Here is a 15,631-nt window from a genome sequence, read left to right on the forward strand (position 1 = left end):
TCGTGGGCGGCCTCGGCCGTCAGTGCCCGTGCCCCTCGGTGTGCTCCGCCGTGGCGGTCGGGGCGGGCTCCCGCGCACCCGGCACCGCTCCGGCCCGTACGGTGAACGCCGCGGTGTGGACCTCGCCCTGGTGCCGGAAGTCCAGGAAGAGCCGGTAGGTGCCGTCGCTCGGCGCGGTGGCCGTGAAGGAGATCTCCGGGCCGGGCTTCGTGGTGCCGTCGCCGGGTTCGCCGTTCGGGTGGACGTGGAGGTAGGCGAGGTCGCCGGCGCGCAGGGCGACGAGGTGGCCGTAGGCGCCCAGGTAGGGCTGGAGGTCGTTGACGGGTTCGCCGCCGCGGGACACCTTCAGCTTCAGCTCGCTCGCCTTGCCGGCGCGCAGGGAGCCGGCGAGTTCGACCTGGTAGCCGTCGGTCCGGGCGGTGGGGTTGGGGGCCGGCAGCCGCGCGGGCCCGTAACGGCCCGAGGCGGCCAGGTCGGCTCCGAGGGTGAGGTTCTTCGCGCCCTTGTGCGCCGGGGTGAAGTCGGCGAAGACGCGGTAGCCGCCCGCCGCGGGCAGGTCGACGGGGGTGCTCCAGGTGCCGTCGGCGGCGCGGGTGGGATGCAGGTGGCGGAAGGTGACCAGGTCGCGTGAGGCCACGATGAGGTGGAGTTCCTTGTCGTGCTCGCGCTGGTACGCGGTGAGGGCCTCGCCGCTCGCCTCCCGGACGGTGAAGCGCAGGTCGGCACGCTGACCGGCGGTGACGCGCGGGGTGGCGAGGTCGAGGGTGTAACCGCTCTCGGAGATCTGCAGGCCGCCGGGCGGGGCGCTCTCGTGTTCCCCGTGGCCGCCGCCCTCGTCCGGCCGCGCCGACGGCTCGCCGTGCTCGTCGTGGGGCGCGGGCTCGCTCTCCGCGACGATCGGGCCGACGCCGGTGCCGACCCCGTACGCCGCCCCGAAGGACGCGGCCAGGGCCGCCGCGAACGCGGTGATCCTCAGTCCGGTGTGCATGGCGGTCGTCTCCTCGGATTCCTGGTCCCCGGCTCACTCGGAGGCCTCTTCATGCACTTCACCATACCCCTGGGGGGTACGACGTCAAGCACTGGAGACGCTTGCTTTGGATACCACCGGGGGGTATATATGGGTCCCGGCGAGGGTACCCCCTCCCCGTATTCGCGTCGTCGTCACGTCTGCCGGAGGAAAACCATGACCTCGAAGGTCGCCGCACCCGCCGAGGTGGACCTCGCCATCGGCGGCATGACCTGTGCCTCGTGTGCCGCCCGGATCGAGAAGAAGCTCAACCGGATGGACGGGGTCACCGCCACCGTCAACTACGCGACGGAGAAGGCCAAGGTCCACTACGCCGGTGGCGTGTCCGTCCCGGAGCTGATCGCCACGGTCGAGGCCACCGGCTACACCGCCCGCGTACCCGAGCCGACCCGCGCCGAGCCCGCGCCCGGCGCGGAACACGCCGACACCGCCGACGAACTGCGGCCGCTCAGGCAGCGGTTGATCACGGCCGTGGCGCTGGCGGTCCCCGTCATCGCCATGGCGATGGTGCCGGCGCTGCAGTTCGAGTACTGGCAGTGGCTGTCGCTGACCCTGGCGGCGCCCGTGGTGACGTATGCCGCCTGGCCCTTCCACAGGGCCGCCCTCACCAACGCCCGGCACGGCGCGGCCACCATGGACACCCTGATCTCGGTCGGCACGTCGGCGGCGTTCCTGTGGTCGCTGTGGGCGCTGTTTCTCGGCACCGCGGGCACGCCCGGCATGACCCACCCCTTCGAGCTGACCATCGCCCGCGGTGACGGCTCCGGGAACATCTATCTGGAGGCTGCGGCAGGGGTGACCGCCTTCATCCTCGCCGGGCGCTACTTCGAGGCCCGCTCCAAGCGCAGGGCCGGCGCCGCGCTGAAGGCCCTGCTGGAGCTGGGCGCCAAGGACGTGACCGTGCTGCGCGGTGGCCGTGAGGAGCGGATACCGGTCGGCGAACTGGCGGCCGGGGACCGCTTCCTGGTCCGCCCCGGCGAGAAGATCGCCACCGACGGTACGGTCGTCGAGGGCACCTCGGCCGTCGACGCGTCGATGCTCACCGGAGAGTCGGTGCCGGTCGAGGTCGGCGTGGGCCACGGTGTCACCGGGGCGACCCTGAACGCGGGCGGCCGGCTGGTGGTCGAGGCGACGCGGGTCGGCGCGGACACGCAACTGGCCCGGATGGCGAAGCTGGTCGAGGACGCGCAGAACGGCAAGGCCGCCGCCCAGCGGCTCGCCGACCGCGTCTCCGGCGTCTTCGTCCCCGTCGTCATCGCCCTGGCGGTGGCCACCCTCGGCTTCTGGATCGGCAACGGCTCCGGACCGACCGCCGCGTTCACCGCCGCCGTCGCCGTACTGATCATCGCCTGCCCCTGCGCCCTGGGCCTGGCCACCCCGACCGCGCTGATGGTCGGCACCGGGCGCGGCGCCCAGCTCGGCATCCTCATCAAGGGCCCCGAGGTACTGGAGTCCACCCGCAAGGTCGACACCGTCGTCCTCGACAAGACCGGCACCGTCACCACCGGCCGCATGACGCTGCTCGCCGTGCACTGCGCCGACGGCACCGAGGAGAGCGAAGTACTGCGCCTGGCCGGGGCGTTGGAGCACTCCTCGGAGCACCCGATCGCCCGGGCCGTCGCGGAGGGGGCGCTGGAGAGGCTGGGCGGCACGCTGCCCGCCCCCGAGGACTTCGCCAACGTCCCGGGGCTGGGCGTCCAGGGCGTCGTCGACGGCCACGCGGTCCTGGTCGGCCGCGAGCGGCTGCTCTCCGAGTGGGCCATGGCCCTGCCGGCGGACCTGGCCCGCGCCGGATCCGAGGCGGAGCGGGCCGGCCGGACCGCGATCGCCGTCGCCTGGGACGGCGAGGCGCGAGCGGTCCTCGAGGTCGCCGACGCGGTGAAGGAGTCCAGCCCCGAGGCGATCGCCCGGCTGCGTGCCCTGGGCCTGACCCCGGTACTGCTGACCGGTGACAACCGGGCGGTGGCCGCCTCCGTCGCCCGCGAGGTGGGCATCGACCCCGAGCACGTGATCGCCGAGGTGCTGCCGCAGGACAAGGTCGACGTCGTCAAGCGCCTCCAGGACGAGGGGCGTTCGGTCGCGATGGTCGGCGACGGCGTCAACGACGCCGCGGCCCTCGCCCAGGCCGACCTGGGACTCGCCATGGGCACCGGCACCGACGCCGCCATCGAGGCCGGCGACCTCACCCTCGTTCGCGGAGACCTGCGCGCCGCCGCCGACGCCATCCGCCTCGCCCGCAGGACACTCGGCACGATCAAGTCCAACCTGTTCTGGGCCTTCGCCTACAACATCGCCGCGCTGCCGCTCGCCGCGGCCGGACTCCTCAACCCGATGATCGCCGGAGCGGCCATGGCCTTCTCCTCCGTCTTCGTCGTCGGCAACTCCCTGCGGCTGCGGTCCTTCCGGGCGGCGGACTGACCGGACCTCGGACCGCCCGGGCGGCGAACCGACCGGGCGGCGGACCGACCGACCTCGCCGCCTCCGCCGAGCCGCCGACCGACCTGGGACGGGCCGGTCGGCGGCTCACCCGCGCGCGGCCCCGGTCGATCCGGGTCGCAGGGCGCGGACAGGGGGCGCTGTCCCCTCCCGCCGTCCCCCGGACGGGCCCCGCCCACGCGCCGCCGGGTCCGAGGGCGACCAGGATGGTCCGGGTCCCCTCTCCCCGCGGAGCAGGAGCCCATGACCGATCCGACCCACGCCCACGGCGACGCCGGCGACACCGGCGGCCCGCTCACGCCGGCTGCCGGCCCGGGGGCCGGGCGCAGGCGCGCCGTCGCCGCCGTGCTCGGGGATCTGCGTGCCGTGGACGGCGCGCTGTACGCGGCGGTGGCCGCCACGTCCACCCCCACGCTCGACCGGGCGCTGCGGCGCCTGTCCCACGCCGCGGACCATTCGAAGGTCTCGTTCGGGATCGCCGCCGCGCTCGCCCTGCGCGGTGGACGGCCGCGCCGGGCGGCCCTCGTCGGGCTGGGGGCGGTCGCCGTGGCGTCCGCCTCGACGAACCTGCTGGGCAAGCGTCTCGTGCACAGGGCGCGACCGGACCGGGAGGCGGCACGGGTGACGACGGACCGGTACGTGCCGATGCCCGCGTCGGCGTCGTTCCCGTCGGGGCACACGGCCGCCGCGGTCGCGTTCGCCACGGCCGTCGGAGTCGTCCTGCCCGAGGCCGCGGTCCCGCTCGGCGCGCTGGCGAGCGCCGTCGGCTACTCCCGGGTCCACACCGGCGTGCACTATCCAGGTGACGTGGCCGCGGGCGCCGTCCTCGGCATCGCCAGTGCGGCCGTCGCGCTGACCGCGGCGGCGGCCGCTCCCCCGCTCCGCCGGCCCGGGCACCGGCGGAGCGGCTGTCGCGAGTGGGGTCCGGCCCGTCAGCCGAACGCCTTCACGGCCTGGTAGTACGTCCACGCCGTGCTGTTGCAGGCGGCCTTGGTGGCGCCGCCGTAGCGGGCGCAGACCCGCTTGAGATCCTCGTAGAAGGCACTGTCGACACGGGACTTGTTGGCGCTGAAGGTGCCCGCCTTCTTGTAGTTGCGGTAGCCGAAGTCGTGCCGTGCGCAGGACGTGCTGAAGGGGAAGCCGAACGGGTTGTCCGGCGAGGAGGAGCAGTAGTCGGTGGTCCAGTCGAACCCGTAGGCGCTCCAGGCGGACTGGTTGGCCCGCGCGGCGGTCCAGGAGTTGTAGCTCGACGCGCTGGTCTGCGTCCAACTCGCGAGTACCTGCGCTTTGTCGGAGGGAGCGGCGTCGGCGGTCGCGGCGGTGGCGACGACGGTGGTCACGGCCATGGCCGCGGCGGTGAGTCCGGTGGCGAGTCTGCGGTGCATCCCACACCTCCATGAGGCTGCGGCCCGCCCCTCGGACCGCAGGTTCATGTCAAGATGATGCGCATCCCGACCACCTGTTCACACCTCCGGCGGCCCAACCTCCTGTGAACACTTCGGTCTTGGGCCGACTTTCAGGGTGCTGTGCGCCGGTCGGGGGCCCAGTCGGGGTGGTCGCCGTGCATGGCCGCGTGGAAGGGGTCACCGGGCGTGATCTCGCCCGCGAGCACCGGCCGTCCGGTGAACGCCGCCTTGTACAGGGCCGCCGCGAACTCGAGCGTGGCGCGGGCCTCCTGGCCGCTGCCCGGCGGGCGGACCCCGGCGTCCCAGGCGTCGAGGACGGCACCGAGCTGGGCCGTGTGGGAGCTGGGCACGTCGGCGTCGTGGATCCGCCAGGCGGCGGCGCGTCCGGGGGCGACGTGCCGGGCCGGGGTGTAGGTCCAGTCGTCGTTGCGGTGCCCGTACAGGTGGGTCAACTCCACCGTCGCGTCGGCACAGTCGACGCGGACGCGACTCATCTCGTCAGGGGAGAGCACGCTGTTGACGACGGTGGCGAGGGCACCGCTCTCGAAGCGCACCAGGGCGGTGGAGACGTCCTCGCTCTCGGTGGCGTGGACCAGGCGCGACGCCATGGCCCGTATCTCCGCCCAGGGGCCGAGCAGATGGAGCAGCAGGTCGTACTGGTGGATGCCGTGACCCATGGTGGGGCCGCCGCCCTCGGTGGACCAGCGCCCGCGCCACGGCACCGCATAGTAGGCGGCGTCGCGGTGCCAGGTCGTCTGGCAGTGGGCGACCAGCGGGGCGCCCAGCTCGCCGCTCGCGATCAGGTCGCGGGCATGCGCGGCACCGGAACCGTAACGGTGCTGGAAGACCACGGACGCGTACGCCCCGGACGCCTCCTCGGCCGCCGCGATGTCGTCGTACTCGGCGAGGGAGAGACACAGCGGCTTCTCGCACAGCACCCAGGCCCCGGCCTTGAGCGCGGCCACCGTCTGCTCCCGGTGCAGGGACGGCGGCGTACCGACCAGGACGAGGTCGGGCCGTACGGCGTCCAGCATGGCGTCCATCGACGTGTACCCGGCGACGTCGCCGCCCGCCTCGGCACGGAAGGCGTCGAGCCGCGCCCCGTCCACGTCGACGGCGGCGACCAGTTCGGTGCGGTCGGCGTGGGCGCCGAGAGCGGGCAGGTGGCCGCCGGTGACGATGGCACCGGTACCGACCACGGCGACCCGGCGGCGGGCGGGGCGTGGGGACATGCGGTCCTCCTCGGTTGCCGGCGCGCGGGCGGCGCACGCCGACTAGTAGAAAGCGCTTTCAACCAGGGCGGACGATAAGCGGGAAGCGATGGTCCGGACAACCCCCCACCGTTTGCGGGCGCGGCGCACGGCTGGTCGACTGTCGCGGGGGGAACCGAAGCCGGCGGTATCGCGCCGGCTCAGTCCTCAGTCCTCTCCAGAAGGAGTCCAGGCGTGAGTTCCCCGAAGTCCTCGTCGTCCGCGGAGCACCGGTCAGACGGCAGCCAGCCCTGGCTGCACCAGAAGGGCCGAACCATCCAGGAGTTCGGCACCGTCAAGCAGTTCCCCGTGGCGCTGACCATGGACACCCGCCTCTACTCCTGCCAGCGGCTCAACAAGGTCCTGGCGGACACCCGGATCCTGCATGATCTGTACAAGAAGTACCACTGGCTGATGCGCGGGGCGACGTTCTACCAGCTCCACCTGCTGCTGGACAAGCACGCGGGCGAGCAGCTGGAGCTGATCGACACCATCGCCGAGCGCGTCCAGACGCTCGGTGGCGTCGCGGTCGGCGATCCCCGGCACGTCGCCGAGATCACCACTGTGCCGCGTCCGCCGGACGGGGTGGAGGAGGTGCCGTCGATGCTCTCGCGGCTGCTGGAGGCGCACGAGCTGATCCTGACCGAGTGCCACGACGCGGCGGCCCGCACCCAGGAGTACGGGGACGACGGGACCAACGACCTCCTGGTCTCCGAGGTGGTGCGCACCAACGAGCTGCAGGCGTGGTTCGTGGCGGAGCACCTCGTGGACACGCCGCTGGTCCACGCCTGATCCCGGCGGACATGGCCCACATGTCCCACGGCGCGCACGGCAGGCCTGCGACGCGCGGGGAGCGGTGGTCGGCCTTCCGGCAGTCGCCGTTCTGGCCTGCCACCGTGCTGGTGCTGATCCTCGCGGCCGCGGCGGGTCTCTTCGCGGGCTCGTACACCTACTCGATGGCGAACCCGACGCCCCGGCTGATCCCCACGGCCGTGGTCGGGTCGTACCAGGAGGCCGGTGGCCGGGCCTTTCTGCGCGGTCTGGAGCAGGCGCTGGACACCTCGGTGAAGGTGCATCCCTACGAGACCCGCGCCGAGGCCCGCGAGGCGATCGAACAGCAGGAGGTCTTCGCGGTCTTCGAGCTGCGCGACGACGGGCGGAGCGCCCTTCTCGACCTGTCCGGCGCGTCGGGCGCCTCGGTCGCCGAACTGCTCGCCCAGACGGCACCGGCCGTGGGGAAGAAGCTCGGCGTCCACGTCACCGTCCGGGACGTCAACCCCCTGCAGAAGGGCGACCCGCGCGGGCTGGCCATCTTCTACATCTCCCTGGCCGCCGTGATCATCGGCTTCGTCGGGGCGATCCAGCTGAGCGTGCACGCGCGGACGCTCACCCCTGTCGAGCGCATCCTCTTCACGGCGGCCTACGCGCTGCTCGGCGGGTTCGCCATCGCCGCAACGGTGGACTGGCTGCTGGGCGCGCTGGACCTGCCGTTCGCCGAGTCGTGGCTGATCCTGGCGCTCACCATGTTCGTGTCCGGCATGGTCTTCACCATGTTCAACACCATGTTCGGCCGCTGGGCGATGCTGCCGACCTGGGGCCTGATGGTGATCATCGGCAATCCCTCGTCCGGCGGCGCGGTGTCCTGGCCGCTGCTGCCGTCCCCGCTGGGGCTGATCGGCCGGTGGCTGCCGCCCGGGGCCTCGGTCAACGCCCAGCACACCGCGGTGTACTTCCAGGGCCACCAGCACGCGTTCCCGTTCCTGGTGCTGGCCGGGTGGGCGCTCCTGTCCTGCGCGGTCTTCTGGCTCTGGCGGCACCGGCATCCCGGCGGTCGCGACAAGGACCCGGTGGCGGCGGAGGACTCCTCATCGGACTCCTGACCCGCGGCGTCGCGGCTCCGCCTGGGCTCCGCGCACGCCGCGAGCCGGGCGGGCCCGCGGCCGCCGACCGGCCGGCCCGGTCCACGAGGCACGGCCGTCCGCCTCCACCGCTGCCCGCCCAGTCCCGCCACCGCCCTCCGTCCCCGCCCTCCGTCTCCGCTCTCCGCTCTCCGTCAGAGGCGGCCGCCGCGTCCCCGGCGACCCCGCCGCCACGAGCCGCTGTGGATCCGCCGCCCGTCCCACACCCGGCGTCGCCCCGCCGCCGGTCCGACACCCGACATCGCCCCACGGCTGAACCGCCCGCACGGCCCCGCCACAATCAAGGGACGAGCAGGCGGCCCCCGCCCCGTCCACGCGACGCCGCCGTCAGCTCCCAACCGCGTCCGTCCGCCGCCCGCTAACCCGACGTAGCCCCGCCGCCCGTCCGACACCCGCCGTCGCCCCGCGTCTGTACCGCCCGCGCGGCCCGCCACAATCAAGGGACGGGCAGGCGGCCCCCCGCCCCCGTCCACGCGATGCCGACGCCCGCCCCACCCGCGTCCGTCCGCCGCCCGCTACCGCTCCACTCCGCCAAAGTGGCCGCCGGACCCCCGGCGCGCGCCCGCGACCGCGACGAGGCGTCGTGAAGCCGCCCGTCCGACACCTGCGGTCGCGCGGCCGCCGTACGACGCCCGCGTCTGTTCCGATCGCGGCCCGGCTGCGATCATGGGGCGGGATTCCCGCTTTCGGTTGGAGTGCACATGGCCCTCGACGTCGACGCGATCCGCGCGCAGATACCCGCCCTGAAGTCCGGCTCCGCCCGCTTCGACGCGCCGGGTGGCACTCAGACCCCGCAGCCCGTCATCGACGCGATCGGCGAGGCGCTGTCCCACCCGCTGGCCAACCGGGGACGGACGACCGAGGGCGAGCGCAACGCGGACGGCATCGTCGCGGACGCCCGGAGCGCGCTCGCCGACCTGCTGGGCACGGAGCCGCGGGGGATCGTCCTCGGCCGCAGCGCCACCCAGCTCGCCTACGACCTGTCCCGGACGCTCGCCAAGACGTGGGGGCCCGGGGACGAGGTGGTCGTCACCCGACTGGACCACGACTCCAACATCCGGCCCTGGATCCAGGCGGCCGAGGCGGTCGGCGCGAACGTGCGGTGGGCCGACTTCGACCCGGCCACCGGGGAGCTGCTTCCCGAGCACGTCGAGGCGGTGCTCTCCCCGCGCACCAGGCTGGTCGCCGTGACGGGCGCGTCCAACCTGATCGGCACCATGCCCGACCTGCCGGCCCTCGCCCGGCTGGCGCACGGCGTCGGCGCGCTGTTCCACGTCGACGCGGTGCACTACGCCTCGCACGCCGTCGTCGACCCGGCGGCCCTCGGTGCGGACACGCTGGTGTGCTCGCCGTACAAGTTCCTCGGCCCGCACCTGGGGGTGCTGGCGGCCCGGCCCGAGTTCCTCGAGACCCTGCGCCCGGACAAGTTGCTGCCGTCCAGCGACGTCGTCCCCGAGCGTTTCGAGCTGGGCACGCTGCCGTACGAGCTGCTGGCAGGCACCCGTGCCGCGGTGGACTTCCTCGCCGGTCTTGAGCCGGACGCGCGCGGCAGCCGACGGGACCGGATCGTCGCCTCCTTCGCGGCGCTCGAGGCCCACGAGGACGCCCTGCGCGAGCGGATCGAGCGGGGGCTGGCCGACCTCGGCGGCATCACCGTGTACTCGCGCGCCGAACGGCGCACGCCGACGCTGCTGTTCACCGTGGCGGGCCTGAGCCCGGCCGACGTCTACCGGCAGTTGGCCGAGCGCGCGGTCGACGCGCCCGCCGGAACCTTCTACGCCCTGGAGGCCGCGCGCCGGCTGGGCCTCGGCGACCAGGGCGCCGTCCGCGTCGGACTCGCGCCGTACACCAGCGCGGACGACGTGGACCGCCTCCTGACCGCGCTGGCCGGCCTCGACCGCTGACGCACGCGGCCTCACCCCAGAGGTACGGTCATCTCCCCCGCGCCCTGCGCGCTCGCGCCACCCGCGACCCGGACGGTGAAGGGACGGTCGGTGCCGTTCGCGGTGACCCTCAGGACGTCCCCGTCACGCCGCACGCGGAACGTCGCGGCCGGTGTGCCGAGCAGGTCGGGCACGGTGACCTCGGCCGCGTAGTCGGCCCCGGCGGGCGGGTGGACCAGCAGGGTCGGGGCGTCCAGCCAGTCGCCGTCGGGGCGCCCGTCGTCCGAGGCCAGCGGCAGGACGGCGCCCTCCCGGACGTACAGGGGAAGGCTGTCGTAGCCGTGCCGTTCGGTGCGCCAGGCCGGTCCCGTGACGCGCTCGCCGGACAGGAGGTGGGTCCAGGTGCCCTCGGGGAGGTAGACCTCGACCTCGCCGTCCCCGGTGAAGACCGGGGCGACCAGGAGGTCGGGGCCGAGCATGTACTGGCGGTCCAGCGGACGGCACGCCGGGTCGTGCGGGTACTCCAGGACCATCGGCCGCATCATGGGCACGCCGGTGCGGTGGGCCTCGGCCGCGACCCCGTACAGGTAGGGCATCAGGCGGTGCTTGAGGAGGGTGAAGGTGCGGGCGACGTCGACCGCCTCCTCGCCGAACTCCCACGGCACCCGGTACGACGAGGAGCCGTGCAGCCGGCTGTGCGAGGAAAGCAGGCCGAAGGCCAGCCAGCGCTTGAAGACCGCCGGATCGGGCGTGCCCTCGAAGCCGCCGATGTCGTGGCTCCAGAAGCCGAAGCCGCTCAGCGACAGGGACAGGCCGCCCCGCAGTGACTCGGACATCGCCTCGAAGGAGGACCAGCAGTCGCCGCCCCAGTGCACGGGGTACTGCTGGCCGCCGGCGGTCGCGGAGCGCGCGAAGAGGACGGCCTCGCCCTGGCCGCGCTCCTTCTCGAGGAGCTCGAAGACGGTCCGGTTGAACAGGTGGGTGTAGTAGTTGTGCATGCGCTCCGGGTCGGAGCCGTCGTGCCAGACGACGTCGGTGGGGATCCGCTCGCCGAAGTCGGTCTTGAAGCAGTCCACGCCCTGGTCCAGGAGCGGCTTGAGCTTCCCGGCGTACCAGTCGCGGGCGGCGGGGCTGGTGAAGTCGACCAGGCCCATCCCGGCCTGCCACAGGTCCCACTGCCAGATGTCGCCGTCGGCCCAGCGCACCAGGTGGCCGAGGGCGGCGGCCTCGTCGAAGAGCGGGGACTTCTGGGCGATGTAGGGGTTGATCCAGGCGCTGACCCTCAGCCCCTTGGCCTTGAGCCGGGCGAGCATGCCCTCCGGGTCGGGGAAGACGTCCGGGTCCCACTGGAAGTCGCACCACTGGTACTCGCGCATCCAGAAGCAGTCGAAGTGGAAGACCGAGAGCGGGATGCCTCGTTCGGCCATGCCGTCGACGAAGGACGTCACCGTCTTCTCGTCGTAGTCGGTGGTGAAGGACGTGGTGAGCCACAGGCCGAAGGACCAGGCGGGCGGCAGGGCGGGACGGCCGGTGAGGGCGGTGTAGCGGGTGAGGACGTCCTTGGGGGTGGGTCCGGCGACGACGTAGTACTCCAGCGTCTGGTCCTCGACGCTGAACTGCACCTGGCCGACCGACTCGGAGCCGACCTCGAAGGAGACCGCGCCGGGGTGGTTGACGAAGACTCCGTAGCCGCGGGAGGACAGGTAGAACGGGATGTTCTTGTAGGCCTGCTCGCTGCTGGTGCCGCCGTCGGCCTGCCACATGTCGACGACCTGGCCGTTCTTCACGAACGGGGTGAAGCGCTCGCCGAGGCCGTAGATCTGCTCGCCCACGCCCATGGCGAGCCGGCTCAGCATGTGGTGGGCGCCGTCGCCGGTGGTGGCGAAGGCGGTGCCCTTGGCGTTCACGTGGGTCAGCTCGCGTCCGTCCGCGTCGTGGAAGGTGAGACCCCAGGGGCCCTCACGGTCCAGGCGCAGGGTGAGCGGGCCGCTGGTCAGCTCGGTGACGGTGCCGTCCTGGCGTACCTCGCCGGTGCCCTCCGCGGCGCCCGCGAGGGCGAAGTCGGGGCCCGGCCGGCGCTTGCCTGCGTGGTGGGTGACACGGACGCCGATGACGCCCTCGGCGGGAGAGAAGCACTCGACCGTGAGGAGCGGCGCGTTGAGCGTGTCCCCCCTCCGCGTCACCTTCTTCACGGCAGCATGGGCAGTGAAGCGCTTCGATTCGGGGCGCACATCGCGTACCTCAGTGGCGTACGAGAGATGCACGCCCTCGCGGATGAGCCAGAAGCCGTCGGTGAACTTCATGATCTTCCTTGGGTGGGGCGGAGCTGTCGGGTGGGGAGCACGGAGGCCGTCTCACAGCGTTTTGATCGTACACAAAACAAATCCGGGTGCCGAGGTGTTCACGACGGTCTCAACCCTCTGAACAGGCACTATCACCCACCAGAACAACTTCCTCACCCGGCGGAGCGGAGAGAGGGAGGCCACTTTCCTCTAGCGCGGAAGCAGGTCCGTGACGTATTAGTCATCACATCAAACAAAACGGTCCGGCAGGGAAGCCGGACGGTACGACAGCAAGGGCCGCCCCATGTCGAAGCGCTTCACCTCGCTCGCCCTGACAGCACACCCCCCGGCTGCCACGCGCCGCGGACGAGGACGCTCACGCCGAGTCGTCGCCCCGTTCGCCGCCGTGTCCGTGCTGGTCGCGGGGGGCGCACTGGCCGGCTGCGGACAGCAGCGCGACGCCGACGTGTACACCGTGATGAACTCCTCGACCGACGAGTCGTACCACCGCTGGGACGCGGAGGCGATGGCCCGCTGCGGCAAGGAGCTGGGCGTCACGATCGAGCAGCAGAGCGTCCCGGCCGCGCAGGTGATGACGAAGGCCCTGCGCATGGCGTCGTCCAAGTCGCTGCCCGACATCGTGCAGTTCGACGCGTCCGAGATGCCGACGTTCGCCGACGCGGGCGGTCTGGTCGACCTCAGGACCCTCGGACTGAGCACCGACGACATCCCCGACGGCATCGTCGACTTCGGCTCGTACAAGGGGACGTACTACGGCGCGGCCCGCTCCGTGAACACGCTCGCCCTCTTCTACAACAAGGACGTCCTCGACAAGGCGGGCGTCGAGGTGCCCACCACCTGGGCCGAGTTGCGGGAGAGCGCGAAGAAGCTCACCCACGGCAAGCAGTACGGCCTGGCGCTCAGCGCGGGCGGCGCGGAGGACGGCGTCTTCCAGTTCACGCCGTTCATGTGGTCCAACGGCGGCGACGAGACGAAGCTGGACAGCCCTCAGGTCGCCGAGGCCCTCGACTACTGGAAGAGCCTGCTGAAGGACGGTTCGCTCTCGAAGTCGACGGTCAACTGGACGCAGGCGGACGTCAACGACCAGTTCATGGCGGGCAACGCGGCGATGATGATCAACGGGCCGTGGCAGGTGGAGACGCTCAACAGCGACAAGTCGCTGAACTGGGAGATCGCGCCGATCCCGGTGCCCGAGGCGGGCGACGACTCGGTGGGTCCGCTCGGCGGCGCGGTGCTCACCGTCCCCAACACCGGTGACGAGGCACGGGAGAAGACGGCCGGCAAGATCGTCGCCTGTCTGGCGAGCGAGAAGGAGCAGCTGACCTACGCGCTCAACAGCTGGATGGTCCCGGCCAACGCCGAGGCCGCCGCCGTCTGGCGCGAGAAGGTGCCCGAGCTGGACTCCCTCGCCGACCAGGTGGCCGTCGCCCGGTCCCGGACCGCGAAGCTCGGCGCCGGCTGGTCGAGCGTGTCGCTCGCCCTGCAGAGCGCCTTCCAGTCCGCCCTGACCGGCCAGTCCAGCGAGACCGCCCTGAAGCGCGCCCAGCAGCGGGCCACGAGCGGGAACTGAGGTACGCCCCCATGACCACTCCCATGCCCACGTCCGCCGTCACCGCACGGACGCCCGCCGAGGCGGCCGCGTCGCCCGCCGCGCCCGACCCCCACCGGATCGCGCGCCGGCGCAGGCTCACCCAGTGGGGTTTCGTCGCCCCCGCCGTCGTCTTCATGCTGCTGTTCTTCGGCTACCCGCTCGTCCGCAACGTCGTGATGAGCTTCCAGGACTACACGCCGAAGACCTTCTTCACCGGTGAGGCGCCGTTCAACGGCACCGACAACTGGTCCCACGTGTTCCAGGACGCCCTGTTCGGCAAGGCCCTGTGGCACACGCTCGTCTTCACGGCCGGGTCGCTGCTCGGGCAGTTCTGCATCGGCCTCGCGCTCGCGGTCTTCTTCAGCCGCCGCTTCCCGCTGAACGGGGTGCTGCGCTCACTGATCCTGCTGCCCTGGCTGGTGCCCATGGTGGTGTCCGGCATCGTCTGGCGGCGCATCCTCGACCAGGACACGGGCGTGCTCAACTCGTTCCTCGACACGCTCGGGGTGGGCGGACACACGCCCTGGCTGACCAGTCCGGAGATGGCCCTGCTGTCGGTCATCCTGGTCAACATCTGGATCGGCATCCCGTTCAACATGGTCATCCTGTACGGCGGTCTCCAGGAGATCCCGAAGGAGCTGCACGAGGCGGCCGCCCTGGACGGCGCCTCGGCCTGGCGGACCTTCCGCTCCGTCACCCTGCCGATGCTCAGGCCCGTCGTCACGGTCGTCCTCGTGCTCGGCTTCATGTCGACGGTCAAGATCCTCGACCTGATCCTCGCGCTGACCGACGGCGGACCGGCCGACGCCACCCAGACGCTCGGCACCCTGACGTACCAGAACTCGTTCGTGCAGCTGGACTTCGGCGCGGGCGCCGTCGTCGGCAACGTACTCATCCTGATCTCCGCCGTGTTCGCGGTGTTCTACCTGCGGGCCAACCGCACCGAGGGGAAGTGACGTCCATGGCCTCGCACACGCCCACCGCCTCCCGGCGCCGCTGGGGTTCCACCGTCGCCGGCGTTCTCATCCTGTGCGTGATGCTGTTCCCGCTGTACTGGATGCTCAACACCGCGCTCCAGCCCGACTCGGGGCTGCTCCAGGTCGACCCGGTGCCGGGCGGCCTGGACCTGTCCGGCTTCTCCAAGGCGATCACCGACCAGGGCGGTCACCTGCTGACCTCGCTGGCGGTCTCGCTCGGCGCGGTCGCCATCTGCCTGGCGATCTCGGCGCCGGCCGCGTACGGGCTCGCGCGGTTCGGGCTGCGCGGCTCGCGCACCATCGTGTTCGGCACGCTGATCACCCAGATGGTGCCGGGCATCGTCATCGCCAACGCGCTCTACAACTCCTACGTCGACCTGGGTCTGGTCAACTCCTACTTCGGCCTGATGCTGGCGGACGCCTCGCTGGGCATCCCGTTCTCCATCGTGCTGATGCGCTCCTTCATGGTGTCGATCCCGGGCGAGGTGATCGAGGCCGCGCAGATCGACGGTGCCGGACCGGTGCGCACCTTCGTACGCGTGGTGCTGCCGATGAGTCGCAACTCACTGATCACATCGGGGCTGTTCGCGTTCCTGTTCTCGTGGAGCGACTTCATGTTCGCGCTCACCCTGAACACGACCGACGACGTCAAGCCCATCACCTTGGGCATCTACCAGTACATCGGCGCGCACGTCGGCGACTGGGGTTCGGTGATGGCCGCGTCCGTGCTGTCCGCGGTGCCGGCCGCGATCCTCCTCGTCCTCGCCCAGAAGTACATCGCCGCCGGGATCTCCGGCGGTTCCGTCAAGTGACCGAAGTGCCCCACGCAAGCACGGAGA

Annotated in this window: 12 protein-coding genes; 8 read left to right on the forward strand and 4 right to left on the reverse strand. The window is 72.1% G+C overall.

Annotated features, from left to right (window positions below):
* Positions 1-19: 19 nt before the first annotated feature.
* Positions 20-988 carry a hypothetical protein gene (locus ACGH7X_RS04730; RefSeq protein ID WP_399881925.1) on the reverse strand — a complete coding sequence of 323 codons (969 nt, stop codon included), beginning with the start codon at positions 986-988 and terminating at the stop codon, positions 20-22.
* A 195-nt stretch (positions 989-1,183) separates the two neighbouring features.
* Here ACGH7X_RS04730 and ACGH7X_RS04735 point away from each other — a divergent pair, with 195 nt between their 5' ends.
* Entirely contained in the window at positions 1,184-3,445 is a 2,262-nt protein-coding gene (locus ACGH7X_RS04735) for a heavy metal translocating P-type ATPase (RefSeq protein ID WP_399881927.1), read from the forward strand.
* A gap of 261 nt (positions 3,446-3,706) precedes the next feature.
* Positions 3,707-4,423: a phosphatase PAP2 family protein gene (locus ACGH7X_RS04740; RefSeq protein WP_399881929.1), complete on the forward strand. Its 717-nt coding sequence runs from the start codon at positions 3,707-3,709 to the stop codon at positions 4,421-4,423.
* Here ACGH7X_RS04740 and ACGH7X_RS04745 read toward each other — a convergent pair.
* Both ACGH7X_RS04745 and ACGH7X_RS04750 read right to left on the reverse strand, forming a co-directional pair.
* The gene (locus tag ACGH7X_RS04745) at positions 4,396-4,848 is read right to left on the reverse strand and encodes a phospholipase (RefSeq protein ID WP_399881931.1); all 453 of its coding nucleotides are present in this window, start codon (positions 4,846-4,848) and stop codon (positions 4,396-4,398) included. The genes ACGH7X_RS04740 and ACGH7X_RS04745 overlap by 28 nt on opposite strands.
* A 131-nt stretch (positions 4,849-4,979) precedes the next feature.
* Positions 4,980-6,101: a Gfo/Idh/MocA family protein gene (locus tag ACGH7X_RS04750; protein ID WP_399881933.1), complete on the reverse strand. Its 1,122-nt coding sequence runs from the start codon at positions 6,099-6,101 to the stop codon at positions 4,980-4,982.
* Positions 6,102-6,314: 213 nt separating this feature from the next.
* On the opposite strand from ACGH7X_RS04750, the gene ACGH7X_RS04755 reads away from it, so the two are divergent.
* The 3 genes from ACGH7X_RS04755 to ACGH7X_RS04765 all read left to right on the forward strand — a co-directional run bounded on the left by ACGH7X_RS04755 (position 6,315) and on the right by ACGH7X_RS04765 (position 9,942).
* The gene (locus ACGH7X_RS04755; protein ID WP_399881935.1) at positions 6,315-6,911 is read left to right on the forward strand and encodes a Dps family protein; all 597 of its coding nucleotides are present in this window, start codon (positions 6,315-6,317) and stop codon (positions 6,909-6,911) included.
* An 11-nt stretch (positions 6,912-6,922) separates the two neighbouring features.
* Positions 6,923-7,999 (forward strand): ABC transporter permease, encoded by a 1,077-nt coding sequence (locus ACGH7X_RS04760; protein WP_399881937.1) that lies wholly within the window; start codon positions 6,923-6,925, stop codon positions 7,997-7,999.
* Positions 8,000-8,739: 740 nt separating this feature from the next.
* Positions 8,740-9,942 carry a cysteine desulfurase-like protein gene (locus ACGH7X_RS04765; RefSeq protein ID WP_399881939.1) on the forward strand — a complete coding sequence of 401 codons (1,203 nt, stop codon included), beginning with the start codon at positions 8,740-8,742 and terminating at the stop codon, positions 9,940-9,942.
* 11 nt (positions 9,943-9,953) lie between these two features.
* On the opposite strand, the gene yicI is transcribed toward ACGH7X_RS04765, so the two are convergent.
* Positions 9,954-12,224: an alpha-xylosidase gene (gene yicI, locus ACGH7X_RS04770; RefSeq protein ID WP_399881941.1), complete on the reverse strand. Its 2,271-nt coding sequence runs from the start codon at positions 12,222-12,224 to the stop codon at positions 9,954-9,956.
* 283 nt (positions 12,225-12,507) lie between these two features.
* On the opposite strand from yicI, the gene ACGH7X_RS04775 reads away from it, so the two are divergent.
* The 3 genes from ACGH7X_RS04775 to ACGH7X_RS04785 are packed head-to-tail and all read left to right on the forward strand — an operon-like array spanning position 12,508 to position 15,604.
* Positions 12,508-13,794: an ABC transporter substrate-binding protein gene (locus ACGH7X_RS04775; protein ID WP_399881943.1), complete on the forward strand. Its 1,287-nt coding sequence runs from the start codon at positions 12,508-12,510 to the stop codon at positions 13,792-13,794.
* Between the two features lie 23 nt (positions 13,795-13,817).
* Positions 13,818-14,771, forward strand: coding sequence for a carbohydrate ABC transporter permease (locus ACGH7X_RS04780; protein ID WP_399896786.1), 954 nt, complete (start codon positions 13,818-13,820; stop codon positions 14,769-14,771).
* Positions 14,772-14,776: 5 nt separating this feature from the next.
* The gene (locus tag ACGH7X_RS04785) at positions 14,777-15,604 is read left to right on the forward strand and encodes a carbohydrate ABC transporter permease (protein WP_399881945.1); all 828 of its coding nucleotides are present in this window, start codon (positions 14,777-14,779) and stop codon (positions 15,602-15,604) included.
* Positions 15,605-15,631 lie beyond the last annotated feature (27 nt).

The organism is Streptomyces sp. BBFR51 (genome assembly GCF_044591655.1).
GTDB lineage: Bacteria > Actinomycetota > Actinomycetes > Streptomycetales > Streptomycetaceae > Streptomyces.